The organism is Streptomyces sp. NPDC056224, assembly GCF_042267665.1.
Taxonomy (GTDB): domain Bacteria; phylum Actinomycetota; class Actinomycetes; order Streptomycetales; family Streptomycetaceae; genus Streptomyces.
The window spans coordinates 1-22971 of record NZ_JBHJTK010000040.1; the positions used below are offsets into that span (position 1 = coordinate 1).

The following is a 22971-nucleotide window of genomic DNA, read 5'->3' on the forward strand; positions in this document are numbered from 1 at the left end:
TATTCGAATTACGCGACCCCGACATCAGGTTCGTCAGAACCTGCGTCCCCATGTCGAACTTCATCCCACTCCCCCGCACTCTCGATCGATCGTAAGTATGTCCGGTTCTATCAACTCACATCGCTCCTGCAACGGGCAACGGGCCACCTGTGACTTACCTATGACAAACCGCCAGGCATCTCCACGAGCCCTTCAGATGCCTCATCCGCCGCTACGGCCAGAAATCTCGGACGGCATACCGCAAGTCGGCGTTGCGTGCCCCTGCCTCGGCGTGGAGAAGCGGCGACCCGCGTATCGGGCGTGCCGCAAGCCCGTAGCGGGGTGGAGCGCTCTCGCGCGGAACGATCTGGAACGTCGTCGCACACGAGACCTCCGCGACAGCCTCCGACCGGCCCCACGCCGCCCGACACCGCCGGGGACCACTCCCAGCCGACCGGTCAGACGTGGCGGTGGTCGGCAGCTCCGCGCCGGGCGGGCTCGCCCAGGTGCGAGTGCCGCCGCCGGGCTCGCGGGACTCCCCGAACCCCCAGGCTCCACGGCAGTCCCGGACCACCGCACCCATGAGCCGCAGCGCTGCCGGACGGACAGGTGCAGGTGTAGGTGAAGGTGCAGGTGCAGGTGCAGGTGGCTGAGCGGGCGGCTCTGGAGCTGACGGACCAGGGCACCCGCATCGCCGATGCGGCCGACGGGGTCACGGACGAGGAGGGGGCGAACTCCGCCAAGCACTACGACGAGGACCAACTGGCCGCGCTGCTGTCCCTCGTCGCGCTGATCAACGCCTGCAACCGGATGAACGTGGTCATCCAGCAGTCGGCCGGCGACTACCAGCCGGGCAGCTCGCCGCCCGATCAGGCCAGCTCCCGTCTCACCCCGGCAAGCCCCCGGGCCGCGGTGGGAACGGGTAGCACCTGCCTCCTCGACCTCGACCGAATGGCTGCGCCACGCCCGGGCCCCGGGTGGTGCGCACAGCGGGTGCACGCGTGTCCCGCACCGCGCCCAGCCGGTGCGGGTCATGCTCGGCGCGTGAGCGGGGCCCTGTCCGTTACCCGGACAGGGCCTCGATGGCGACGTCGAAAGGCAACGGCATGATGCGACCCACCCGGATCCGAGCGGCCCTGGCCACCGCCGCTCTGGCGACCGTACTGACCACCCTGGGCAGCGGTACGGCCCACGCGGACAAAGGCTGGGAGGAGACCGCGGCCCAGGGGACGACGCCGGCCCCCTCCAACGGGGCTAGACACTGCCTGTCCCCCGACGGGGTAGACATCAATGCGCTCCTGTCGATCCGGGAACAGATCATCGGTCCCCCCAACTGCCGCGTAGCGGTGGCGTGGAAGCCGTGGGTACGGGCCTTCCCGAGCTGGGGCACGGCCGCCGACTCGGCCACCGCCGTCTATCCGGCGGGCTACACGCCCTCGCTGCCGAAGCCGATGGACGACTTCATCCTGAAGTTCCTCGGGGTCCGGGTCACCCAGGACATCGGTACGCCGCAGGAGCGCAGCTTCTCCTTCGGACCAGAGGTGCTGCGCCTGGTGACGATCGAGCAGGGGCTGCCGTTCGCCAACTTCGCAACGCCCGCACTGCCCGGCCTCAAGCCCGGCACGCACACCTCGACGGTGTTCTTCAGGATGAGCTTCGAGCACTGCGACGGGCTCGGCACCGTCCGGGAGGAGAGCTGCCTCCCCGCGGGTGAGACGCCGTACACGGGCAACCTCCCCTTCGAGGTCGTCAAGAAGCACGCCACCCCGGCCGGCTGACCTGGTCGAACATCACGCTGGTCGGGATGGGCTCGGCGAAGTCGCGCACCTCGCCGACGGCCATCCCGGCCGGCGGCCCGTCGCAGCCGCGCTCGGTGCAGAGAACGGTCGTTGCGTCGGCGCCGTTGAGCACTCCGCTCGCGCCTTGGTGCAGGAGACGACGCTCCCCGTCGACCGGGGAAAGGATGTCGAGGTCCCGAACTCGGGCGAGATGTGACCGAACGTGCCTGTGGCGGCGTCTGCGGACGGAGAAACGGTCTTCCCTTACCCGTTCGGTGGCCGGTTGGGCAGCGTTGCCCAGGTACGGGTCCCACCGCCGGGCTCCCGGGAGGGCCCGAGGCCCCAGTCGCCACCGTGGTCGCGGACCAGCGCCGAGAACACCCGGAGGGTGGAACGCCGCCGGGCCTCGCAGAGCGCGGTGAGCCGGGGGTGGGTGTGGGTGGGGTGCCCGTCGTAGACGATGACGCGGAGCGCGTCGTCGCGGTAGCGCACGGACAGGTACAGCTCCCCGTGCGGGTCCATCCGCCAAGCCGAACCGACGAGTTCGGAGGCTGCCTGTACGGCTGTCGGTTCGAGGGGGTCCAGGGCGTAGGCGTGCAGGGCGGCCCGTACCGCTTGCCGGGCGATCCCGGCCGAGCGGGGCGAGGCGGGCAGGGTCATGCTGCACGAAAGCGTCCCCTCGTCGGGGCCGGGGCCGGGGCCCGGATCCGGGGCTCCCGGGCAGGCGGAGGCGTACGGGTGGGGGTACGGGGTGAGCATCTTCGGCTCCCAAGACGTCGGCGCTTACGGACGGATTGGCTTCGGAAGCTCGACGCGCACGAGGGCTCACGCAATCGGCAGCGGGTGTGGCTCGTCCCTCAGGCCTAGGCATGCTGGCGGGATGCACTTCAACTCGCCCTACGTAAGCGGTGCGTTACCAAATGTAGGGCAGTAGGTGACTCTCGTGCCACGAGATCGAGGCAATTGCCTCCCCGATAGACCGTAAGCGCCCCCACGCGGCAGACTGGCCCGCATGCCAACCAGAGCGAGGCCCACCGTTCGGCAACAGCGCCTCGGTGCCGAACTGCGCAAGATGCGGCTGGCCGCAGACGCCACGACCGACTACGCCGGCGGCCTGCTGGGCCTGGACCGCACGAAGGTCTCCAACATGGAGGCTGGAACCCGGGCGACCTCGCCCGAGCGCGTCCGCATACTGGCCAGCAACTACGACTGTGCAGACGAGAGTTACGTCGAGGCACTCGCGGAGATGGCCGCGTATCGGGCACGCGGATGGTGGGAGCAGTACCGTGGATCACTGCCCCAGGGGCTGTTGGACGTGGCGGAACTGGAGTGGCACGCCACCCGCCTCCGGACGGTGCAAACCGTACACCTGCCAGGGCTGCTGCACCTGAGCTGCTACGCCCGCGCCATCTTCAGCTCAGCCATCCCGGCGCTGCCAACGTCCGAAGTTGAGCTCAGACTCACCCACCGCATGCAGCGCCAGCGGGTACTCGAACGGGACGTTCCGGTGCCGTACACCGGGTACGTGCACGAACTGGCTTTGCGCATGCAGTTCGGCGGCCGCCGGGCAACCCGCGAGCAGCTGGAGCACCTGTGCGTGGTGTCGGAAAGGGAAAACATCACGCTACGCGTGCTCCCCATCGCAGCCGGGGAGTTCCCTGGCGCAGGCCATGCGGTCATGTACGCGCACGGACCGGTCCCGCAACTGGACACCGTCCAGCTGGACTCCGCCCACGGGCCCGAGTTTAGCCATGCGCCAGCCCAACTGGCCAAGTATGACGCTCACATGAACTGGATGCACGAGCATACGCTCGACACCCGAGCCTCCAGGGACCTCATCCACGCTATTGCCCAGGAACTCTGAGGAGTCACGCATGCCGGACGTCGAATGGGAAGAGCCGTACTGCGCCGAGGGCAACAACTGCTACCGGATAGGGATGGACGGGGACGGCAACAGCTACATAGCGGTAGCCGGCCAAGAGGACCGGCCGCTGACGGACAGCAGAGCGGCCCTTCAGGCCCTGATCCGAGACATCAAGGCGGGTAAGGCGGACCACCTGCTCGACTAACTCGCACCGCGCGGGAAGGTGATCTCGACGCGGCGGTTCTTCTTACGGCCTTCCTCGGTGCTGTTGTCGGCGATCGGGTAGTCCTCGCTGTATCCACGGACGTCGAAGACGACGCCGGGGTTGGTGACGGTCTTGGCCAACTCCGACTGCACGGCGTCGGCACGCTGTTTGGACAGCTCCTTGCCGTGCTCGTAGCTGCCCTGGTCGTCGGTGAACCCGAAGACGCGGACGCGGGTGGCCTTCTGCGTGTTGATCTCGCCGGCGATGGCCTGGATGCGGGCCGCCGCCTGCGCGTTGAACACCGCGCTGTTCTCGGGGAACAGCACCTCGGACTGCAGCGCCATCATGACGGTCTGGTTGGTCTCCTGACGCCGCTGCTCCCCGCCGAGGTCCTCGACGACCTCGGCGATGTCGAGCACCTTGATCGGCGCGAGGGTCCCGCCCTGCGGGATCTTGAGTCCCGGCGAGTTCGAGTCGATGGGGACGGGCGCGGAGGCCGATGGCTCCGTGCCGGGGGGTACGGACGGCTTGACGCCGTCGGCGTGGGCGCTGGTCGCGCCGATGAGATGGGCCCCGGCGATGACGAGACCCGCGACGGCGGTGGCGGCGGCTGTGCGGTGATGTTTTGTCATGGGGTCACCCGGAGAGTTTGACGGTGGCCGTGGCGAAGGTGGGGAGGCTGAACTCCACCTCGGTGGTACCAGTCGGTGGCGCCGGGAACTGGGCAAAGAACGGGACGACTTGACCGGCTTCGATGATGGCCAGGCCGGTGGTGCACAGACACCGGCCTTCCGTGTCGCGAAGCACGTAGTAACGCTTCTTCCCCGCTTTGTCGACCAAGGTAACGCCAGCGACGGATACACCGCTGGCATTGAGTTCGTTTCCCCGCCACGGCGCAGTATTCACGAATGGGGTCGCACCAGTGTTCTTGAGCTGACCACTCACGGTCAGAAAGCCTCCGGCTTCACGGGCTGCCGAATTGATAGTCAGGGTCATCCCGCCTTCCCCGTTTACCGTCGCAAGGACCTGCGTAGGCGTGGGGGTCGTGGAAGGAGCGTCGCTCTGGGTGCCTCCGACCTGGGACTGCGGCGTCTGAGGCTTCGACTCGGCCTTGGGCTTGTTGTCGTCTCCGCCACCACATCCGGCCAACGCGAGGGCCAATACCGCCGCAACCGCCATGGCCGCTCCACCCTGGACCTTCGCCATGTGCCGCATACTCATCTACGCCGCTTCCTCATTCCTTCGTTCGTTGTCAGTCGACCAGTCGCACGGCAAAGAGCGTCCTCGCCAACGTGCTCCAAGGTTCGGGCCTAGCAGGATCAAACTTGATGACGCCACGGCCCTTGCATTTGATCTCGACCGAGGCCGGCTTCCCCTGCCCACCGGGCGACGGCGACGGCGACGAATCAGCGACGGGCGCGTTCAACTGGCAGCGCGGTTCGATAACCGCCGTGGCATCGGCCGTACCGTGCCGACCGCTGACCCCTGGGACTACAGAGTCCCCGACCGTGCCCGTGGTCTCCACCTCGACCCGGAATCGTGGCGAATCAGGATCACAGTAGGCTGTCGCATCGTTCTTCGCGGCAAAATCCCGGGCTGCTCCGCAGGCGCCACCCGCGTACAAGAGGTCGCCCTCAAGAACCTTCTTCCAGTCCTCTGGCTGGAGCGTGACCAGGTCAACCCCTGGCACGAGGTGGTCCCTGGCATCGCGCGCCGCCGCCAGGGCCGCAGCATCCGCGGCGCCTTGTGCGTCGCTCCGTACGACCGAAGCCTGTCCAACGACAAAGAACGCCAACGCGGCGAAGAGCAGACCTGCCACCACCACGACATAGATGGGGAAGGCCTGCCCGTGGTCGTCCCGCCAGCTCGGCCCGATCACCTGCCCGCGGTGATACTCGCAACCGCGGCTGTGATCTTGGTGGTGATGGCCTGCCCAATGCCTGTCCCGATGATCGCCCCGATGATGACCACCACCACCAGGATGATCCCCAGGTATTCGAACGCCGTCTGGCCGCGATCTGTCGTGCCTGTGCCCGCGTAGCGCTTCCGCATCCTCGCCAGGGTGTTCTGCAACATGGGGGTCCCCTCCCGGGCCGGTACCGGTGTCGATTCGCGGACGGTACGGTGAGTTACCTCTCGTTACCAAGGGTCCCGGGACCCAAATACGGACCCATTGCGCACTCCGTCTACCCATGACCGGTCACTCCTGGACGGGCGGTTCCCAGCCAGCGGGCTATGGCCTCGCTGCGGGTGGTGCTGTGGAGCTTGGCGAAGATGCGGTTGATGTGGTTCTTGACCGTCTTCTCGCTGATGAAGCAGGTGGCGGCGATCTGCTGGTTGTTCATCCCGGATGCGATCAGATCCATGACCTCCACCTCCCGCGAACTCAGCCCGAAAGCAACAGAGTTGTTCATCCGCTCAGAAGAGGGTGCCACAGTTCGTTGCTGTTGCGAAGAGGACCTCAGCTCGGCGAGCAGGGCGCTCGCCGCCGTCGGGGTGAAGTGGGGGCGGCCCTCGGGGGCGTCGCGGATCGCGCTGAGCAGGTAGTCGGCCGTGAACTCCCCGTGCACCAGGTAGCCCCCGGCCCCCAATAGCAGGGCCTCACGGACGATTTCGGCTTCCGTGCTGTACGTGAGCATCAGTACGGGAGCCAGCTGCACCAGGTGCGGCAGCGCCGAGATCCCGTCCACCCCCGGCATCCGGACGTCCAGCAGGATCACGTCCGGCGCGTGCCGGCGGGTCAGGCTCAGCGCCTCGCGGCCGTCCGCCGCCTGCGCGATGACCTCGATGTCCTCCGCCTCGCGCAAGATGGCCGCCAGACCCGCCCTGATGACCGGGTTGTCGTCGGCGATGAGCACGCCCAGTCGTGCCGGTGCCACGGCTCAGCCACCCCCGAGCATCGCGCCGAAGTCGACGTTCGCCCCGTAGACGAAACCGCAGACGAGCAGGATCAACGTGCCGGGCAGCATGAACATCGTCACCGCGAACGTCGCCTTCGGGACGGCCCGTGCCGCACGCCGGCGGGCGTTCTGGGCGTCCGTGCGGCGCATGTCCTCGGCGATCGCGATCAGGGTGTCCACGATCGGGGAGCCGAGTTCCTCGCCTTGCTGCAGGGCCGTCACGAACTGCGCGACCTGTTCGCTGTCGTTGCGCCTCCGCAGTTCGTCGAAGGCCTGGCGGCGGCTGACGCCCATGTCCATCTGCTGCAGGGTGATGCGGATCTCGTCCGCCCACGGGCCCTCGTACTTCCGCGCCACCCGGTCCAGCGCCTGCCGGAAGCCGAGCCCCGCGCTCACCACCACCGCGAGCACGTCCAGGAAGTCCGGCAGGGTCCGCTCGATGTGGTCGCGGCGGACCCGGATCGCCGACCACAGTCCGGCCTCGATCCAGAACAGGCCGAAGGCGACCATCAGCAGGGCCGGTACGAGCTGCCCGTTGATCAGCATCGAGAAGGCACCGAGGGCGCCCAGCAGGCCGTACACCGCGCGCCGCGCCGCGTACCGGTCGATCGTGAGGCCCGCCGGGTTGCCCGCCATGTCGATCTGGCGGCGCTTGCGGGCCACCTGCTTCGGGCCCATCAGGCGCAGTACCAGCGGCGCCCAGCGGATGCCCATCCGGTCCACGAGCGAGCCGACCGCCGTCGTACGGGTGGCACCGACCTCCAGCGCGAGGGCGAGGTCGGTCGGCAGTTTGACGTCGGCCCGGTAGAGCCGGACGCCGTGGAAGACGCCGAAGACGGACACCGCCACGAGCACGGCCAGGAGAAGAGCGATCACGCCGGCAGCCCCCTCACACGTCGATCTTGGACAGGCGGCGGATGAGGACGAAGCCCAGCGTGAAGAGCCCGAGCGCGACCAGGACCGCGGTCTGCCCGATGAAGGCCCCCGTCATCCGGTCCAGCGCGCCCGGCATCATCATGTCCACCAGCAGCAGCGAGCCGAGGCCGATGGCCGGGACGAGGTACGCCGTCACCGTCACCTGGGACAGCTGCGTACGGATCTCCCGGCGGGTCTCCTTGCGCTGCTCCAGCGTCACGGTGAGGTTGCGCAGGCTCTCCACGATCGTGCCGCCCGCGCGGGCGGACAGGACGAGCGTGGAGACCAGGACGACCAGTTCCCGCGAAGGCAGCCGCTCCGTCAGTTCGCCCAGGGACTCCTCGATGGAGTGGCCGACGGCGAGGCGGTCGGCGACGCGCGCGAGTTCCTCGCCGGCCGGGGCCTCCAGCTCCTCGGCGGCTATCCCGATGGCCGTACGGAGGGCCAGCCCGGCCTGGGTGGCGTTGGCGAGGATCCGGGCGAGCTCGGGGAGCTGGTTGATGAACCGCTCCGTACGGCGCGTCCGCTGCCAGTTGAGGAAGGCGTTCGCCGCCCACAGCCCGATCAGGCCGGCCACCGGGCCGAAGAACGGCGCCAGGAAGGAGGCCGCGACCAGCCAGACACCCGCGACCGCCAGCAGCATGTAGACGAAGAACTCGCCCGGCGTCAGGTCCAGGCCCGTCGTCGCCAGCTTGATCTCGATGCGGCGTCCGAGCCTCGTCTTCCGCAGCCGCCGGTCGACTCCGGGGAAGCGGCGCCGCCTGCCCGCCGGGGGCGGTGCGCCGGTGGCCGAGAGGCGTTCGATGAGGGCGGCCCGCTGCGCGCGGCCCGCCATGTACGCGTGCACGCCGAGGATCACGAGGACGCAGGCCAGCAGCGTGGCGCCGAGGGTGAGGAGGATGACTGGATTCACAGGGCGGTCCGGGTGATGCGGGCGGTGAGCGGGTCGTCGGGCGCGACCCCGAAGGCCTGCGGGATCGGCTGGTTGTTCATGTAGAGCCGGTCCGCGACGGGGCGGGGCAGCGGGTAGTACTCGAAGAAGCCGTAGACCCGCCCGTCCGCGCCCATCGGCTGGGCCACGAACCGGCAGACGGTCGTGATCCGGAAGGGTTCGCGGCCGTGCGATTCGAGGACGGAGATCTCCGTGATGCGGCGCGAGCCGTCGCCGAAGCGGGTGAGCTGCACGATGACGTCGACGGCGCTGTTGATCTGGTCCTGGAGCGCCTCGAAGGGGATCTCGACCTCGGACATGGAGGCGAGGGTCTGCAGGCGCATCAGGGCGTCCGAGGAGCTGTTGGCGTGCACGGTGGCGAGGGAGCCGTCGTGACCGGTGGACATCGCCTGGAGCATGTCCAGCGTCTCCCCGCCGCGCACCTCGCCGACGATGATGCGGTCGGGGCGCATGCGCAGGGAGTTGCGCACGAGGTCGCGGATGGTGATCTGGCCCTTTCCCTCGACGTTCGCCGGGCGGGATTCCAGGCGGATGACGTGGGCCTGCTGGAGCTGGAGTTCGGCCGAGTCCTCGATGGTGATGATGCGTTCGCCCTCCGGGATCAGGCCGGAGAGGGCGTTGAGGAGGGTCGTCTTGCCGGTTCCGGTGGCCCCGGAGACGATCAGGTTCATCTTCGCCGCCACGAGGCCGGACAGCAGCAGGAGCAGCTGCTCGTCGAGCGAGCCGAGGGCGATCATCTCGTGCAGGGTGAAGGCCCGCGGGAAGCGGCGGATCGTGAGGGTGGCTCCGGTCAGGGAGAGCGGCGGGATGATCACGTTGACGCGTTCGCCGCTGGGCAGCCGGGCGTCGACCATCGGATTGGCCTCGTCCACGCGGCGGTTGACGGTGGAGACGATGCGCTCGATGGTCTGCATCAGCTGCTCGTGCGAGGCGAAGCGCAGCGGGAGCTGCTCGACGCGGCCGGACCGCTCCACGAAGATCTGGTCGGGGCCGTTGACCATGATCTCGGAGATCGAGGGGTCTTCGAGGAGCGGTTCGAGCACACCGAGCCCGAGGGCCTCGTCGACGACGCGGCGGATCAGCTGCGCGCGTTCGACGGTGGACAGGACGGGCCCTTCGCGGCTGATGATGTGGCCGAGTACGCGCTCCAGGCGCAAGCGGCGCTCGGCGGGCGCGAGCGCGGACATCTCGGCGAGGTCGATCTCCTCCAGCAGTTTCGCGCGGTACGAGGAGACCAGTCGGCCGTCCTCGCGCTGGCTGTGCCGGTCGTCGGGCGTGTTGACCCGGGAACGCAGGCTCATGGTCCGGTCACCTTCGGGTCGTCGTTGGGCATGACCGCCGTCGCCGACGCCTTGTGCGCGTCGAGGCCGGGCACGATGGAGTTGGCGGTGAGGATGACCTTCACGCTGATGACGTCGTTCGTGTTGGACCATTCGAACCGCGCGGTCGATGCCAGGCCCGCGCTGATCGCGGCCCGTCCCGCCGCCTCGCCGCCCTCGCCGTTACGGGCTTCCACGCGCGCGGCGGTACGGGCCGCCGTGCCCGCCTGCTCCTCGGCGTACGCGACCCAGCCCAGCTGGATCCCGCAGAGCGCGACGAACAGCAGGATGGGGACGAAGCCGATGTACTCGATGGCCACTTGGCCCCGATCGGAGCGCCACTTCCGGTGCCGGTCCATGTCACTCCTTCTCCATCGCCGCGCCGCCCGTGCCCGTGATCCCGCCGAAGTTGAGCCCGGGGTGCAGGACGGGGATCTTCAAGGTCACCGTCGCCTTGTAGATGTCGCCCTCCTTCCGGCAGTTGGGGGTACCCATGCCCCACGCGCCCGAGATGTGCCTGCCCGCCGCCGCCGCGCAGACCCCGGCGTCCCCCGTCACCGCCCCCGCCCGCGCTCCCTCGTCCGCCGCGTTGCCCGCCAGGGAGAACGCGTAGCCGATCAGCACGCACTCCCACACCGCCGCCACGAGCAGCAGGATCAGCGGCACCGTGCCGGCGAACTCGATCGCCACCTGGCCCTCGTCCCTCGGTCTCCCGGGCGGCATGGGTCAGCCCTCCCGGCCCCGGCGCAGCCGCGCCACCGGGCCCGAGGCGCGGACCGCGAGCGAGGCGCCGGGGGCGGGTGCGGCCGTCGGCGCGGCGGTGTCCGGGGCGGCCAGCAGGCCCAGTTCGCCCGCCAGGGTCCACAGGGCCTGCTTCACCGTCGAGCGGTTGTCCAGGTCCTGGACCCGGCCGGCGTCCACCACGGCCTGGAGTTCCTTGAAGGCCGCCGGGACGGGGGTACGGGTGGCGCGGGTCTTGGTGATCTTCTCGATCAGGGCGGGCTGGATCTCGGTGTGCCTGCTCCAGCGGTTGACGACCATCGCGGTGTCCTCCGCCTTGCGCACCTGGAGCCGCTCCCACATCCGGACCATCCGCTTGGCCGCCCGCACCGCGATCACGTCCGGGGTGGTGACCATCACCGCCACGTCCGCCGTCTCCACCGCCGCGGCGTTCGCGCCCGTCACCTGGGTGCCGCAGTCGATGACGACGAGTTCGTAGCGGCCGCGCAGGGCACCGATGATGTGCCGGGCGGCCCGCTCGTCGACCTCCTCGCCCCGCTCGCCGTCCGCCGGGGCCAGCAGCAGCGCCAGGCCCGTGCGGTCGTCGTAGACGGCGTCCTGGAGGACCCGTGGCGAGACGTCCTGGATCCCGGCGAGGTCGGCGATGGAGCGCCGGAACTGGACGTCGAGGTACGAGCCCACGTCGCCCGCCTGGAGGTCCATGTCGACCAGTGCGGTGCGCCGCCCCGAGGCGGCCGCGGCCAGCGCGAACTGGACGGCCGTGAAGGTGGTGCCCACGCCTCCCTTGGCCCCGGTGACGGTGACGACCCGGCCGCCGGGCCCCGCCGGGAAGGCTTCGGCCGCGCCCCGCCCCAGGTGGCGGCGTACGCCGACGGACCACTGGGCGGCGGCCTGGACCCGGGCGGCGAGTTCCTCGTAGGCGAGCGGGAGGCCGGCCAGGCCCCGCGCGCCCGCGTCCATCGCGGCGGAGAAGAGGGCCGGTCCGGCGTCCGAGGAGACCAGGACGACGCCGACGGCCGGGAAGCGCAGGGCCACCTCCCGGATGAGCTCCAGGGCGGGCACCGGGCCGATCCGCTCGTGGACGAGGACGACCTCGGGCAGCTCGTCGATCGACTCCGCGGCGAGGCGGGCCAGGGTGTCCAGCAGCGACGTGGAATCGGGGACCGGGCCGGCCGGCTCCGCGGCCGGGAGCTGGCTGAGCAGGGTCACGAGGACGCGCGCGGCGTCGGGGTCGCCGGCCGCGGGGAGGATTCGGGTGGTCATGCGCGCCTCACTTGTCCCCGTCGAGGGTGTACGTGCGGTCGCCCGGGCCGGGCGCCGAGTCGGTGCCGGGGGCGACCAGGGCGAGGCGTACGTGTTCCGCGAAGGACTCGGCGTACGCGACGCGCTGGGTGTCCTTGGTGTTCAGGGCGAAGGTGATCGGGACGGCCTCGGCGGGCCCCCTGCGGTCGCTGTCCTTGTCCAGGGCGGTGAGCTTGCCGACGCCGAGGACCCGGGCGTTGGCGACGATGATCACCGATCGCGAGGGGTCGGTCTCCTTGGCGCCCTTGAAGGTCGCGATGATGTTGACCTTCGCACCGGAGGTGATCTTGCCGGCCACGCCGGTCGCCGCGTCGATCATGATGGCGATCTCCTGCTCGCCGGCCTGCAGCTGCGGCCGGTCGACGAACATGTCCGCCTGGAGCAGCGAGCCCTTCTTCAGGGTGGTCAGCGCGATCTTGTCCCGCAGGGCGCCGAGGTCGGTGACGGCGGTCTGCGACAGCCACCGCTTCGGGATCCTGACCTCCTCGAACTGCCCGGCCGCGAGCGGGCTGTACGGCGCGATGTCGCCCTTGGCCCGGTAGGCGACGACCTCGGCGCCGACCTTGGAGTTGACGTCGCCGATCACCACGAGGACTCCGGCGAAGGCCCCCAGGGCGCACAGGACCGACAGGAGCAGCAGAATGACGCCGCGGCGCTGGCGTGAGTTCATGGGCCGAAGTACCTCGCCGTTCTTCGTTCGTTCGGTGTGTCGGGTCGGTCAGGGTCTGGATCGGGCGGTACTCGCCGGCGTGGCCGACGGGGGTGGTGCGTGCAGGGGTGCGGCGCAGAAGCCGCAGCGGTCTCCGATGAGTTCGAGGCCGCACCAGCGGCACTCCTCGCGGCGGACCGAGGCGACGAGCTGGTAGAGGACGGACAGGTCCGGGATGCCCGCGGCGAACTCGACGAGCTTGGGGGTGCCCCACCAGCCGGGTGAGTCGGCCGGCAGCGGGTTCTCCATGACGCCCTGCACCTGCCAGGCGGGGGCGAGTTCGGCCGCGACCCAGTCGGAGGTGAGCTGGCCGCGGGCGAAGGTGAGGTGGGTGGCGAACTCGGGTCCGGCGGGCAGGGCTCCTCCGCCCCCGTGCGCCCCGGCGGTTCCCAGCTTCGCCAGGTGCGGCGCCGGGTGGGCGAGTACGGCGAACTGCGCGCCCGGCGACCACGACCTGGCGTGCGCCTTGAGCCCGACGGGGACCCGGTCGAGCTTGGCGACCGAGCCCAGCAGGGCGCCCGCGTAGATGTAGTGGGACAGCAGCCGCGCCGCGCAGGCGAGGACTCCGGGGCTGAAGTCGCAGACGCTGAGCTGGCGCAGCTGACGTACCAGCAGGGCGGTTCCCAGGGGCGGCAGATCGATCCCGAGGAGTGCGATCCGGTCGGTTTCGAGGATGGCCCGGACGGTGTGCAGCCGCTGGACGGTGGCGCGCGGGAGCCAGGACGGTACGACGGCCACGAGATGACCGTGCCGCTCCAGCAGCGCGCTGGTCCCGGCGAGCGCGCCCTCCAGGTCGAGTTGCCCGGGCGGGTGCAGTACGGCGGCCCCGGGCGTGTGCCGGTCAGGGGCCGGGAGTACGAGATCGGCGCTGGTGACAGCGATGGCGGTCGGCACGCGAATCCCCCCGTTCACCCCGTGTGCCACGGCCGTTCGCGGAGCCGTCGCACACACGCACACACTGCGCGACCGCAAACGATCGACGCCCTTCCCCCCTTGCCCCAGCACCATATCCGCGTCCCCGCTGGCAGGGCAGGGGCTTGGGAATTCCCGTGCCGGCGGCACGAGTCACAGGTGGCGGGAAACCCGGACAACAAGGATCGGACCGGCGGCCATTTCCAGCCACATTGCAAAGACCCTTGACACCGGGATTGGTCTGGACCAACTTGGCTCCGCCAGACCGTTTTCCGGGGCGCCCCCACGCGCCGCGCTTCCTCCTCCCCTTCTCCCCGTCCCCCTCCTCCCCCCACCGGAGCCCACGTGAACCGCATACGCTCCCTCGCCCTCCTCGGCGCCGCCACCCTCGCCGCGGGCGGCCTGACCGCCCTCACCCCCGGTACGGCGCAGGCCGCGGACGTCAACGTCGCCCGCAACGGCGGCTTCGAGTCCGGACTCGCCAACTGGTCCTGTTCCGGCGGAAGCGGCGCTTCCGTCTCCTCGCCGGTCTACGCCGGGGCCGGCGCACTGCAGGCCGCACCGGCGGGCCAGGACAACGCCCGCTGCAGCCAGACCGTCACGGTCAAGCCGAACTCGACGTACACCCTGAGCACGCAGGTCCAGGGCAGTTACGTGTACCTCGGCGCGACCGGCACCGGCACCCAGGACGTGTCCACCTGGACCCCCGGCTCGGGCCCGGGCTGGCAGAAGCTCTCCACCACCTTCACCACCGGCCCGAGCACCACCCAGGTCACCGTCTACACGCACGGCTGGTACGGCCAGCCGGCCTACGTCGTCGACGAGTTCAGCGTCTTCGGCCCGGACGGGGGCGGCGGCACCGACCCCGGCCCCGGCGTCCCCGGTGCTCCCGCCGGGACCGCCGTTTCCGGCCAGAGCGCGAGCGGGCTCACCCTTTCGTGGAACGCGGTCGGCGGGGCCACCGGCTACCACGTGTACCAGGACGGCACCCGCGTGCGGACCGTGTCCGGGACCTCCGCGCAGATCACCGGACTCGCGGCCGGGACCTCGTACGCGTTCCAGGTGAGCGCGTACAACGCGGCGGGCGAGGGCCCCAGGTCCGCGAGCGTCACCGGCACCACGACCGGCGGCGGCGGTCCGAACCCGAACCCGTCCGTCCCCAAGCACGCGCTGACCGGCTACTGGCAGAACTTCAACAACGGCGCGACGGTCCAGAGGATCTCCGACGTCTCCGCGCAGTACGACATCATCGCCGTCTCCTTCGCCGACGCCACGGCCACGCCCGGCGCCATCGCCTTCACCCTCGACTCGGCGGGTCTCGGCGGCTACACCGTCGCCCAGTTCAAGTCGGACATCGCCGCGAAGAGGGCGGCCGGCAAGTCGGTCATCCTCTCCATCGGCGGCGAGAGGGGCACCATCTCGGTCAATGACTCCGCCTCCGCGAACAACCTCGCCGACTCGGCGTACGCGCTGATGCAGGAGTACGGCTTCTCCGGCATCGACATCGACCTGGAGAACGGCCTCAACCCGACCTACATGACGCAGGCGCTGCGCGCGCTGTCGGCGAAGGCGGGCGCCTCGCTCGTCATCACGATGGCCCCGCAGACCATCGACATGCAGTCCACGCAGGGCGGCTACTTCAAGACGGCGCTGAACATCAAGGACATCCTCACCGTCGTCAACATGCAGTACTACAACAGCGGCTCGATGAACGGCTGTGACGGCAACGTCTACTCCCAGGGCTCGGTGGACTTCCTCACCGCGCTGGCCTGCATCCAGCTGGAGGGCGGGCTCGACCCCTCGCAGGTGGGCATCGGGGTTCCGGCCTCGCCGAGCGGGGCGGGCAGCGGCTACGTCTCGCCGACCGTCGTGAACAACGCCCTGGACTGCCTGACCAGGGGCACGGGCTGCGGATCCTTCAAGCCGTCGAAGACCTACCCCGGCCTGCGCGGCGCGATGACCTGGTCGACGAACTGGGACGCCAAGGCGGGTAGTGCCTGGTCCAACACGGTGGGTCCCAAGGTCCACGGCCTCCCGTAGGCGGTAGGTGTGTGGGGGTGGCCGGTTTCGGTCCGGCGGACACCACGGGTCCTTGACCGGGACATGCCACGAGAGCACGCTGTGCGCGTCCGCACGGCTACCCCCACACTCCCCACCCAGGAGCACGCATGCGGCTTCAGACCCGCCGGAGGGCCGCCGTCACGGCGGCCCTGCTGGCGCTCGCGCTCGGCGCACCCGCCTACGGCATGAGCGCGACGGCATCGCCACCGCCCACCCCGTCCACCGCCACCCAGGACGAGGCGATCGTCCAGTACCGCATCCACGGCCCCTCCACGGCCGCCGACCGCACCGCGCTGCTCCGTACGGGCGTGTCGATCGACGAGGTGGACGACCACACGGCCGTGGTCAGCGCCGACACCATGCAGGCCAAGAACCTGCGCGCGCTCGGCTACCAGCTCACCGCCCTGCCCGGCCCCCCGGACCGCAGTCTGCCCGGGATCGCGGCGGGCGCCATGGACTTCCCCTCGGCGGACGCCAAGTACCACAACTACGCCGAGGCGAACGCGGAGATCGACCAGCGCATCGCCCAGTACCCCGGAATCATGAGCAAGCGCGTGATCGGGAAGTCCTACCAGGGCCGCGACCTCATCGCGATCAAGATCAGTGACAACGTCGCCACCGACGAGGCCGAGCCCGAGGTGCTCTTCACGCACCACCAGCACGCCCGCGAGCACCTGACCGTGGAGATGGCCCTGTACCTGCTCAAGGAGTTCGGCTCCAAGTACGGCACCGACTCCCGCATCACCAACGCGGTCAACGGCCGTGAGATCTGGATCATCCCGGACCTCAACCCGGACGGCGGCGAGTACGACATCGCCACCGGCTCCTACCGCTCCTGGCGCAAGAACCGCCAGCCCAACTCCGGCTCCTCGTACGTCGGCACGGACGAGAACCGGAACTGGAACTACAAGTGGGGCTGCTGCGGCGGCTCCAGCGGCAGCAAGAGCTCCGAGACCTACCGCGGCGCGGCCGCCGAGTCGGCCCCCGAGGTGAAGGTGGTCTCGGACTTCGTGCGCAGCCGGGTCGTCGGCGGCAAGCAGCAGATCACGGCCGCGATCGACTTCCACACCTACAGCGAGCTGGTCCTGTGGCCGTTCGGCTGGACCTACAACGACACCGCGCCCGGCATGACCGCGGACGACCTCGCCGTGTACAAGAAGATCGGCACCAGCATGGCGGCCAGCAACGGCTACACCCCGGAGCAGTCGAGCGACCTGTACATCACCGACGGCACCATCGACGACTGGCTGTGGGGCAACCAGAAGATCTTCTCCTACACCTTCGAGATGTACCCGGCGAGCTCGGGCGGCGGCGGCTTCTACCCGCCCGACGAGGTGATCGACCGCGAGACGGCGCGCAACAAGGACGCGGTGCTCCAGCTGCTGGAGAACGCGGACTGCATGTACCGCTCGATCGGCAAGGAAGCCCAGTACTGCGCGTAGCACCTCTGTGAAGGGGGCGCCCCACCGCCAGGGGGGCGCCCCTGCGGCGTCTCAGCCGAGCACCGCGAGCGCGTCGATCTCGACGAGCAGCCCGGCCGGCAGCCCGACGTACACGGTGGTGCGGGCGGCGGGGGCCTCCTTCAGGCCCCGCTCCTCGAAGTAGGCGTCGTAGATCTCGTTCATCTCGCCGAAGTGGCCGGTGTCCGTCAGGTAGACGCGGATCATCATCACGTCGTCCCAGCCCGCGCCGCCGGCCTCCAGTACGGAACGGACGTTCTCCAGCGTCTGGAGGGTCTGCTCGCGCAGCGTCGGCCCCGCGGGGGTGGGCGGCTGCCCGTCGGCGTGCGGCAGGAAGCCGACCTGGCCGGCGACCTGGAGGATGTTCCCCTTGCGCACCCCGTGCGAGAACCTCGCGGGCGGGGTGGTGTGGGTGTCCGGGGTGATGGCGGTCTTGTCGGTCACGGGGTGGCCTCCTGGGTTCCCGAGTAGTCCTGGCTGACGGCGTCCGCGGTGCGGAGTACCAGTGGCAGCAGTTCGAGCAGTCCCTCCGCGGCGACCACCACGCTGGGCGCGGAGACCGACAGCGCGGCGGCGACCCGCCCGCCGGGCCCGTACACGGGCGCGCCCAGGCAGTTGAGGGACTCCTCGTGACCCCCGAGGTCGGTGGCCCAGCCCTGGCTGCGCACGAGGTCGAGCTCGCGCAGGAAGGCGGCGGCGTCCGGGGTGGAGCGCGCGGTGTACCGCGGGTACTCGATGCGCCCGGCGAGGCTCCTGCGCTCGGGCTCGGGGAGGTCGGCGAGGAGCAGTTTGGCGACGGCGGCGACGGTGAGGGGCACGGGCTTGCCGATGCGGGAGTACATGCGGACCGGGTAGCGGCTGTCGACCTTGTCGATGTACACGACTTCGTCGTCCTGGAGGAGGGCGAGGTGGACGGTGTGCCCGGTGGCCTTGTTCAGCTCGACGAGGTGCGGGTGCGCGATCTCCCGGACGTCGAGGTTCTCGACGGCCTCGGCGGCGAGCGCGAACAGCTGCGCGCCGAGCCGGTAGCGGCCGTCGGGCTGCCGGTACACGAACCCGCGCTCGTGCAGGGTGCGCAGCAGGCGCAGCGCGGTGCTCTTGTGCACGCCGAGCTCGTCGGCGACCCGGCCGAGGCCGGCCGGGCCCCGGGCGAGCAACGGCAGCACCGCGAGGGCCCGTTCCACGGACTGGCTCATCCCTCGTCCTCTCGTACGGTCACTGCGCCACCGGCGCCCCGGCGCCCCGGGCTCCGCCCCGGCAGGGGCGCCGCACGTTGACCCGTCGTCACCCGGGATGTTAGACAGCGTGCAGCGGCATACGCAACGACCGTTGCACACAATGCAATCCCGGAGGTACCCGCATGGCCAGCGACCCCGTCAAGGACCTCGCCGACGAACCGGTCGACCACCGGTTCAAGGGTCTCCCGCCGGACGCCCAGGCCGCCGGCCTCACCGTCGGCCGGCTGGCCGCCGAGCGCCGCCCCCTGTACACCGGCGGATTCACCACCCCCGTCCTGACCCTCGACGCGGACGCGCTGGAGCACAACCTCACCGCCCTGGGCACGTACGCCGCCCGCCACTCCCTCGCCTTCGCGCCGCACGGCAAGACCTGCATGGCCCCGCAGCTCTTCCAGCGGCAGCTGGACCACGGCGCGTGGGGCATCACCGTCGCCATGCCCCACCAGGCCCGCGTCTGCCGGGCCTTCGGCATCCGGCGAATCTTCCTGGCCAACGAGCTCGTCGACGCGCCCGCCCTGCGCTGGGTGGCCGACGAGCTCGCCGCCGACCCCGGCTTCCGGTTCGTCTGCTACGTCGACTCGGTCCGCGGGGTCGAGCTCATGGACGCCGCCCTGCACGACCACGGCGCCGCCACCGTCGACGTCGTCCTCGAACTCGGCGCCGGGGCCGAGGGGCGCACCGGGCTGCGCACCGACGCCGAATGCCAGGCCGTCGCCGACGCCGTCGCCGCGTCCCCCAGCCTGCGCCTGGCCGGTGTGGCCGGATACGAGGCCACCATGCCGGGCGCCGACGCCGACAGCGTCCGCGCCTGGCTGCGCCGGCTCACCGCGCTCGCCGCCGATCTCGACAAGCGGGGCCGCTTCACCGGCACCGGCCTGGACGAGGTCATCGTCAGCGCCGGCGGCAGCGAGTGGTTCGACGCCGTCGCCGAGGTCTTCGCCGAGATCCCGGAGCTGTCGCTGCCCGTCCTGCCGCTGCTGCGCTCCGGGGCGTACGTCTCCCACGACCACGGCTGGTACTCGGGCCTGACCCCCTTCAACCGCCTCCCCGAGGAGGGCGGCCTGCTCCCCGCCTTCCGGCTGTGGACCCAGGTCGTCTCCCGCCCCACCCCCGCCCAGGCCTTCGTCAACGCCGGCAAGCGCGACATCGCGTACGACCTGGGCCTGCCCGAGGTGCTCACCGTGCGCAGCGCCCGCGACGGCGTCGAGCGCGCCGCGTCCGGCATCCGCGTGTCCAAGCTGTCCGACCAGCACGCCTGGATCGAGACGGACGCCGACGCCACCGCGCTGGAGGTCGGCGACTGGGTCTCCCTCGGCATGGCCCACCCCTGCACGATCTTCGAGAAGTGGCCGCTGATCCCGGTGGTGGAGTCGGACGGCACGGTCGGCGACTACGTGCGCACCTTCTTCTAAGCCCCGGCCGTGGACCTGGTCATCCGCGGGGCCCGCGTCGTCGACGGCACGGGCGGGCCCTCGTACACCGCCGACGTCGGCGTGCACGAGGGCCGGATCGCCGGGATCGGATCGCTCCCCGGGGGCCGCCTGACCCTCGACGCGCACGGGCTGGCCCTCGCCCCCGGCTTCGTCGACATGCACGCCCACAGCGACCTCGCGCTGCTCCGCGACCCGGATCACAGCGCGAAGGCCGCGCAGGGCGTGACCCTCGAAGTCCTCGGCCAGGACGGCCTGTCGTACGCGCCCGCCGACGAGCGCACCCTGGGCGGGGTGCGGGCCGCCATCGCGGGCTGGAACGGCGGCGGGGACGACATCGACTTCGACTGGCGCACGGTCGGCGAGTACCTCGACCGCCTGGACCGGGCCCACGGCGGGCAGGGCTGCGCCGTCAACGCCGCCTACCTCGTCCCCCAGGGCACGGTCCGCGCGTACGCCGTCGGCTGGGAGGACCGGCCCGCGACGCCGGGGCAGCTGGACCGGATGCGGCAGCTGGTCGCCGAGGGCCTCGCCCAGGGCGCCGTCGGCATGTCGTCCGGCCTGACCTACACCCCCGGCATGTACGCCTCCCGCGCCGAACTGACCGAGCTGTGCCGCGTGGTGGCCGGGTACGGCGGCTACTACTGCCCCCACCACCGCTCGTACGGCCGCGGCGCACTCGCCGCCTACGCCGAGGTGATCGAGCTGACCCGGGAGGCCGGCTGCGCCCTGCACCTCGCGCACGCCACCATGAACTTCGGCGAGAACCGGGGCCGGGCCCCCGAGCTGCTGGCCCTGCTCGACGCGGCCCTGGCCGAGGGCTGCGACATCACCCTGGACAGCTACCCGTACACCCCCGGCTGCACCACCCTCGTCGCCCTGCTGCCCAGTTGGGCGAACGAGGGCGGCCCGCAGGCCGTCCTGGCCCGGCTGCGCGACGACGCCACCGCCGAGCGGATCCGGTACGCGCTGGAGACCGAGGGCGCGGACGGCTGCCACGGAGTGCCCGTCGACTGGCCGACGATCGAGATCTCGGGCGTCACCGATCCCGCGTACGGCCGGTACGTCGGCACGCGCGTCGACGGCTGGGAGACCGCCCGGCGGCTGCTGCTCGGCGACCGGCTCGCGCCGACGATCCTCCAGCACGTCGGCCACGAGGAGAACGTCCGGGCGGTCATGCGCCACCGCGTCCACACCGGCGGCTCCGACGGGATCCTGCAGGGCGCGAAGCCGCACCCGCGCGCCTACGGCACCTTCCCGCACTACCTCGGCCGCTACGTCCGCGAACTCGGTGTGCTCTCCCTGGAGGAGTGCGTCGCGCACCTCTCCGGCCGCCCGGCGGCCCGGCTGCGCCTGCCCGACCGGGGCCTGGTCCGCGTCGGCCACCGCGCCGACCTGGTCCTCTTCGACCCGGACACGGTCGCGGCCGGATCCACGTACGAGAACCCGCGCGCCCTGCCCACCGGCATTCCGCACGTCCTGATCGACGGACGCTTCGTCATGCGGGACGGACGGCGCACCGACGTCCTGGCGGGACGGTCGGTAAGGTCCGCGCGTCGCGCCCCCGTTCGGCCTCCCGGGTGACAATTACGATAAAAGGCATGGTCCCCCTCGTCCTTGCCGCCCTGCTCTTCCTCGCCTTCTGCCTCAGTGCCCGCAACGACCGCCGCCGGTTCCGCAACGCCGTACTCCTCGGCCTGACCCTCCTCTTCCTCTCCTTCGGCCTGCTCCTCCAGGTGAAGGCGCTGCCGGGCTGGCTGGCCACCGCCGTCCTGCTGGTGGTCCTCGCCGTGCCCACGCTCGGCCTGGTGGCGATCGGCCTCTTCCTCGTCGCCAACGGCATGACCATGGTCCGCAAGGAGGGCACCCGCCTGCCCAACCTGCTGTCGCTGCTCGCGGGCCTGGGGATCTTCGGGGTGATCGCCCTGCTGTTCGTCGCCGGCCTGTCCCGCTCCGTGGTCCTCGCGGGCATCGTGGCGACCCTCGTCGCGGTCGTCGCGTACGTCTCGTTCGTCTTCCTGTGCTTCCTCGGCTACGCCTTCCTCTACGGGCGGATCAAGGTGCGCGGCGACGTCGACCACGTGGTCATGCTCGGCTCGGGCCTGATCGGCGGGGACCGGGTGCCGCCGCTGCTGGCCTCGCGGCTGCGCAAGGGACAGCAGATCTACGACGCCCAGCTGGCCCGGGGCGGCAGGCCGCCGGTGCTGCTCGTCTCGGGCGGCAAGGGCTCGGACGAGAAGGTCTCCGAGGCCCGCGCGATGGCGGACTGGCTGATCGCGCAGGGCGTGCCGGCCGGGCACGTCACGCTGGAGGACCGCTCCCGGACGACCGAGGAGAACATGCGGTTCAGCCGCGCCATCATGCTGGAGGACGACCCGGGCTACCGGTGCGTGGTGGTCACCAACGACTTCCACGCCTTCCGGGCCGCGATGATGGCCCGCAAGGCCGGTGTCAACGGGCAGGTGCTGGGCTCGCCCACGGCCCGGTACTTCTGGCCGACCGCCACGATCCGCGAGTTCATCGCGGTGTTCTGGGAGCACAGGGCCGTGAACCTGGGGATCTGCGGCGTACTGGTCGCCGCGGGGGCACTGGCGGCCGTCGGGGCGCTGGCGGCCGTCGGCGGCTGACCGCTACGGGCCCGCGGGGCCGGCTCCCCCGGCGTCCCCGGCGTCCCCGGCCGCGGCGCCGCCGGCCCGCGCGGCGGCCGCCTCCTCCAGCAGGGTCCAGCCGTCGAGCTCCACCGCTCGCCGCTCCCCCGGCCGCCACCCGCGGGCCAGCGCCACGTCGAGCAGGGCCCGGACGGCGCCCGGCTCGTGCAGGTTCAGGTCCGCGCCGCGGATGAAGCCCACGTCTCCGGAGCCCAGCGGGGCCCCGCCCGGCACGTACCGGCCCGGGCCGTCGGCGAAGACGATGCGCAGCGGCCCGTCGGTGCCGGCCGGCTGCGGGTACAGCGTGAGGGTCTCGCGGCAGTCCGCGGACCGGCCGCTGTCCAGCACGCGGTGGCCGTGGCGCAGTGTCCACAGGTACTCGCGTCCGTCGGCGACCAGCCTGCGGGGCTTCTTCGGATGGCGGGGCACGGAGCCGAGGGTACGCGGCGTGATCCACAAGGCACCGCGAAGGCACCGCGAAGGCACCGCGAAGGCACCGCGACGGGCGGCTCGTCCCGGCCGACGTGCGTTCATGGGGCCGCCGCCGGAGGATGGGGG

25 protein-coding genes and 1 pseudogene are annotated in these 22971 nt (G+C 71.0%); 9 read left to right on the top strand and 17 right to left on the bottom strand.

Annotation, left to right across the window (positions count from 1 at the left end):
• Positions 1–627: 627 nt before the first annotated feature.
• Together ACFCZ1_RS30950 and ACFCZ1_RS30955 are read left to right on the top strand one after the other, a co-directional pair.
• A pseudogene (locus ACFCZ1_RS30950) lies at positions 628–834 on the top strand (carboxymuconolactone decarboxylase family protein); the annotation flags it as partial.
• A gap of 251 nt (positions 835–1085) precedes the next feature.
• Positions 1086–1757 carry a hypothetical protein gene (locus ACFCZ1_RS30955; RefSeq protein ID WP_376681580.1) on the top strand — a complete coding sequence of 224 codons (672 nt, stop codon included), beginning with the start codon at positions 1086–1088 and terminating at the stop codon, positions 1755–1757.
• 264 nt (positions 1758–2021) lie between these two features.
• Here ACFCZ1_RS30955 and ACFCZ1_RS30960 read toward each other — a convergent pair whose 3' ends face one another.
• Complete coding sequence (locus ACFCZ1_RS30960; protein ID WP_376681581.1) at positions 2022–2516, bottom strand: ATP-binding protein; 495 nt, start codon at positions 2514–2516, stop codon at positions 2022–2024.
• A gap of 253 nt (positions 2517–2769) precedes the next feature.
• On the opposite strand from ACFCZ1_RS30960, the gene ACFCZ1_RS30965 reads away from it, so the two are divergent.
• The gene (locus ACFCZ1_RS30965; RefSeq protein ID WP_376681582.1) at positions 2770–3621 is read left to right on the top strand and encodes a helix-turn-helix domain-containing protein; all 852 of its coding nucleotides are present in this window, start codon (positions 2770–2772) and stop codon (positions 3619–3621) included.
• Between the two features lie 10 nt (positions 3622–3631).
• Positions 3632–3826, top strand: a complete 195-nt coding sequence (locus ACFCZ1_RS30970) for a hypothetical protein (protein ID WP_376681583.1) — start codon at positions 3632–3634, stop codon at positions 3824–3826.
• Here the strand turns inward: ACFCZ1_RS30970 and ACFCZ1_RS30975 are convergent.
• The 13 genes from ACFCZ1_RS30975 to ACFCZ1_RS31035 all read right to left on the bottom strand — a co-directional run bounded on the left by ACFCZ1_RS30975 (position 3823) and on the right by ACFCZ1_RS31035 (position 13558).
• Entirely contained in the window at positions 3823–4458 is a 636-nt protein-coding gene (locus ACFCZ1_RS30975; protein ID WP_376681584.1) for an OmpA family protein, read from the bottom strand. The genes ACFCZ1_RS30970 and ACFCZ1_RS30975 overlap by 4 nt on opposite strands.
• A gap of 4 nt (positions 4459–4462) precedes the next feature.
• Entirely contained in the window at positions 4463–5032 is a 570-nt protein-coding gene (locus ACFCZ1_RS30980) for a hypothetical protein (RefSeq protein WP_376681585.1), read from the bottom strand.
• A gap of 46 nt (positions 5033–5078) precedes the next feature.
• Positions 5079–5705: a pilus assembly protein TadG-related protein gene (locus tag ACFCZ1_RS30985; protein ID WP_376681586.1), complete on the bottom strand. Its 627-nt coding sequence runs from the start codon at positions 5703–5705 to the stop codon at positions 5079–5081.
• On the bottom strand, positions 5702–5902 hold the full coding sequence (locus ACFCZ1_RS30990) for a hypothetical protein (protein WP_376681587.1): 201 nt from the start codon (positions 5900–5902) through the stop codon (positions 5702–5704). Before ACFCZ1_RS30990 ends, ACFCZ1_RS30985 begins: the two co-directional genes overlap by 4 nt.
• Before the next feature lie 110 nt (positions 5903–6012).
• Positions 6013–6705: a response regulator gene (locus tag ACFCZ1_RS30995; protein WP_376681588.1), complete on the bottom strand. Its 693-nt coding sequence runs from the start codon at positions 6703–6705 to the stop codon at positions 6013–6015.
• 3 nt (positions 6706–6708) lie between these two features.
• The gene (locus ACFCZ1_RS31000) at positions 6709–7599 is read right to left on the bottom strand and encodes a DUF5936 domain-containing protein (RefSeq protein ID WP_376681641.1); all 891 of its coding nucleotides are present in this window, start codon (positions 7597–7599) and stop codon (positions 6709–6711) included.
• Between the two features lie 16 nt (positions 7600–7615).
• Positions 7616–8554 (bottom strand): type II secretion system F family protein, encoded by a 939-nt coding sequence (locus ACFCZ1_RS31005; protein WP_376681589.1) that lies wholly within the window; start codon positions 8552–8554, stop codon positions 7616–7618.
• Positions 8551–9894: a CpaF family protein gene (locus ACFCZ1_RS31010; RefSeq protein ID WP_376681590.1), complete on the bottom strand. Its 1344-nt coding sequence runs from the start codon at positions 9892–9894 to the stop codon at positions 8551–8553. The genes ACFCZ1_RS31005 and ACFCZ1_RS31010 overlap by 4 nt, the downstream gene beginning before the upstream one ends.
• Entirely contained in the window at positions 9891–10271 is a 381-nt protein-coding gene (locus ACFCZ1_RS31015) for a TadE/TadG family type IV pilus assembly protein (RefSeq protein ID WP_376681591.1), read from the bottom strand. Before ACFCZ1_RS31015 ends, ACFCZ1_RS31010 begins: the two co-directional genes overlap by 4 nt.
• Before the next feature lies 1 nt (position 10272).
• The gene (locus tag ACFCZ1_RS31020) at positions 10273–10635 is read right to left on the bottom strand and encodes a TadE family protein (RefSeq protein WP_376681592.1); all 363 of its coding nucleotides are present in this window, start codon (positions 10633–10635) and stop codon (positions 10273–10275) included.
• Positions 10636–10638: 3 nt separating this feature from the next.
• Positions 10639–11916 carry a CpaE family protein gene (locus ACFCZ1_RS31025; RefSeq protein ID WP_376681593.1) on the bottom strand — a complete coding sequence of 426 codons (1278 nt, stop codon included), beginning with the start codon at positions 11914–11916 and terminating at the stop codon, positions 10639–10641.
• Positions 11917–11923: 7 nt separating this feature from the next.
• Complete coding sequence (cpaB, locus tag ACFCZ1_RS31030; RefSeq protein WP_376681594.1) at positions 11924–12625, bottom strand: Flp pilus assembly protein CpaB; 702 nt, start codon at positions 12623–12625, stop codon at positions 11924–11926.
• Between the two features lie 48 nt (positions 12626–12673).
• Positions 12674–13558, bottom strand: a complete 885-nt coding sequence (locus ACFCZ1_RS31035) for a hypothetical protein (protein ID WP_376681595.1) — start codon at positions 13556–13558, stop codon at positions 12674–12676.
• Between the two features lie 363 nt (positions 13559–13921).
• On the opposite strand from ACFCZ1_RS31035, the gene ACFCZ1_RS31040 reads away from it, so the two are divergent.
• A complete protein-coding gene (locus tag ACFCZ1_RS31040; RefSeq protein WP_376681596.1) occupies positions 13922–15616 on the top strand; it encodes a chitinase in 1695 nt (564 codons plus the stop codon).
• Positions 15617–15744: 128 nt separating this feature from the next.
• Positions 15745–17079: a M14 family metallopeptidase gene (locus ACFCZ1_RS31045; RefSeq protein WP_376681597.1), complete on the top strand. Its 1335-nt coding sequence runs from the start codon at positions 15745–15747 to the stop codon at positions 17077–17079.
• A gap of 51 nt (positions 17080–17130) precedes the next feature.
• Here ACFCZ1_RS31045 and ACFCZ1_RS31050 read toward each other — a convergent pair whose 3' ends face one another.
• Together ACFCZ1_RS31050 and ACFCZ1_RS31055 are read right to left on the bottom strand one after the other, a co-directional pair.
• Positions 17131–17541, bottom strand: coding sequence for a RidA family protein (locus tag ACFCZ1_RS31050; protein WP_376681598.1), 411 nt, complete (start codon positions 17539–17541; stop codon positions 17131–17133).
• Positions 17538–18293 carry an IclR family transcriptional regulator gene (locus tag ACFCZ1_RS31055; protein WP_376681599.1) on the bottom strand — a complete coding sequence of 252 codons (756 nt, stop codon included), beginning with the start codon at positions 18291–18293 and terminating at the stop codon, positions 17538–17540. Before ACFCZ1_RS31055 ends, ACFCZ1_RS31050 begins: the two co-directional genes overlap by 4 nt.
• 164 nt (positions 18294–18457) lie before the next feature.
• On the opposite strand from ACFCZ1_RS31055, the gene ACFCZ1_RS31060 reads away from it, so the two are divergent.
• The 3 genes from ACFCZ1_RS31060 to ACFCZ1_RS31070 are packed head-to-tail and all read left to right on the top strand — an operon-like array spanning position 18458 to position 22392.
• Positions 18458–19747, top strand: a complete 1290-nt coding sequence (locus ACFCZ1_RS31060; RefSeq protein WP_376681600.1) for an amino acid deaminase — start codon at positions 18458–18460, stop codon at positions 19745–19747.
• A gap of 9 nt (positions 19748–19756) precedes the next feature.
• Positions 19757–21349 carry an amidohydrolase family protein gene (locus ACFCZ1_RS31065; RefSeq protein ID WP_376681601.1) on the top strand — a complete coding sequence of 531 codons (1593 nt, stop codon included), beginning with the start codon at positions 19757–19759 and terminating at the stop codon, positions 21347–21349.
• 17 nt (positions 21350–21366) lie between these two features.
• Positions 21367–22392 (top strand): YdcF family protein, encoded by a 1026-nt coding sequence (locus ACFCZ1_RS31070; protein ID WP_376681602.1) that lies wholly within the window; start codon positions 21367–21369, stop codon positions 22390–22392.
• A 3-nt stretch (positions 22393–22395) separates the two neighbouring features.
• Here ACFCZ1_RS31070 and ACFCZ1_RS31075 read toward each other — a convergent pair whose 3' ends face one another.
• On the bottom strand, positions 22396–22842 hold the full coding sequence (locus ACFCZ1_RS31075) for a hypothetical protein (RefSeq protein WP_376681603.1): 447 nt from the start codon (positions 22840–22842) through the stop codon (positions 22396–22398).
• Positions 22843–22971: the final 129 nt, after the last annotated feature.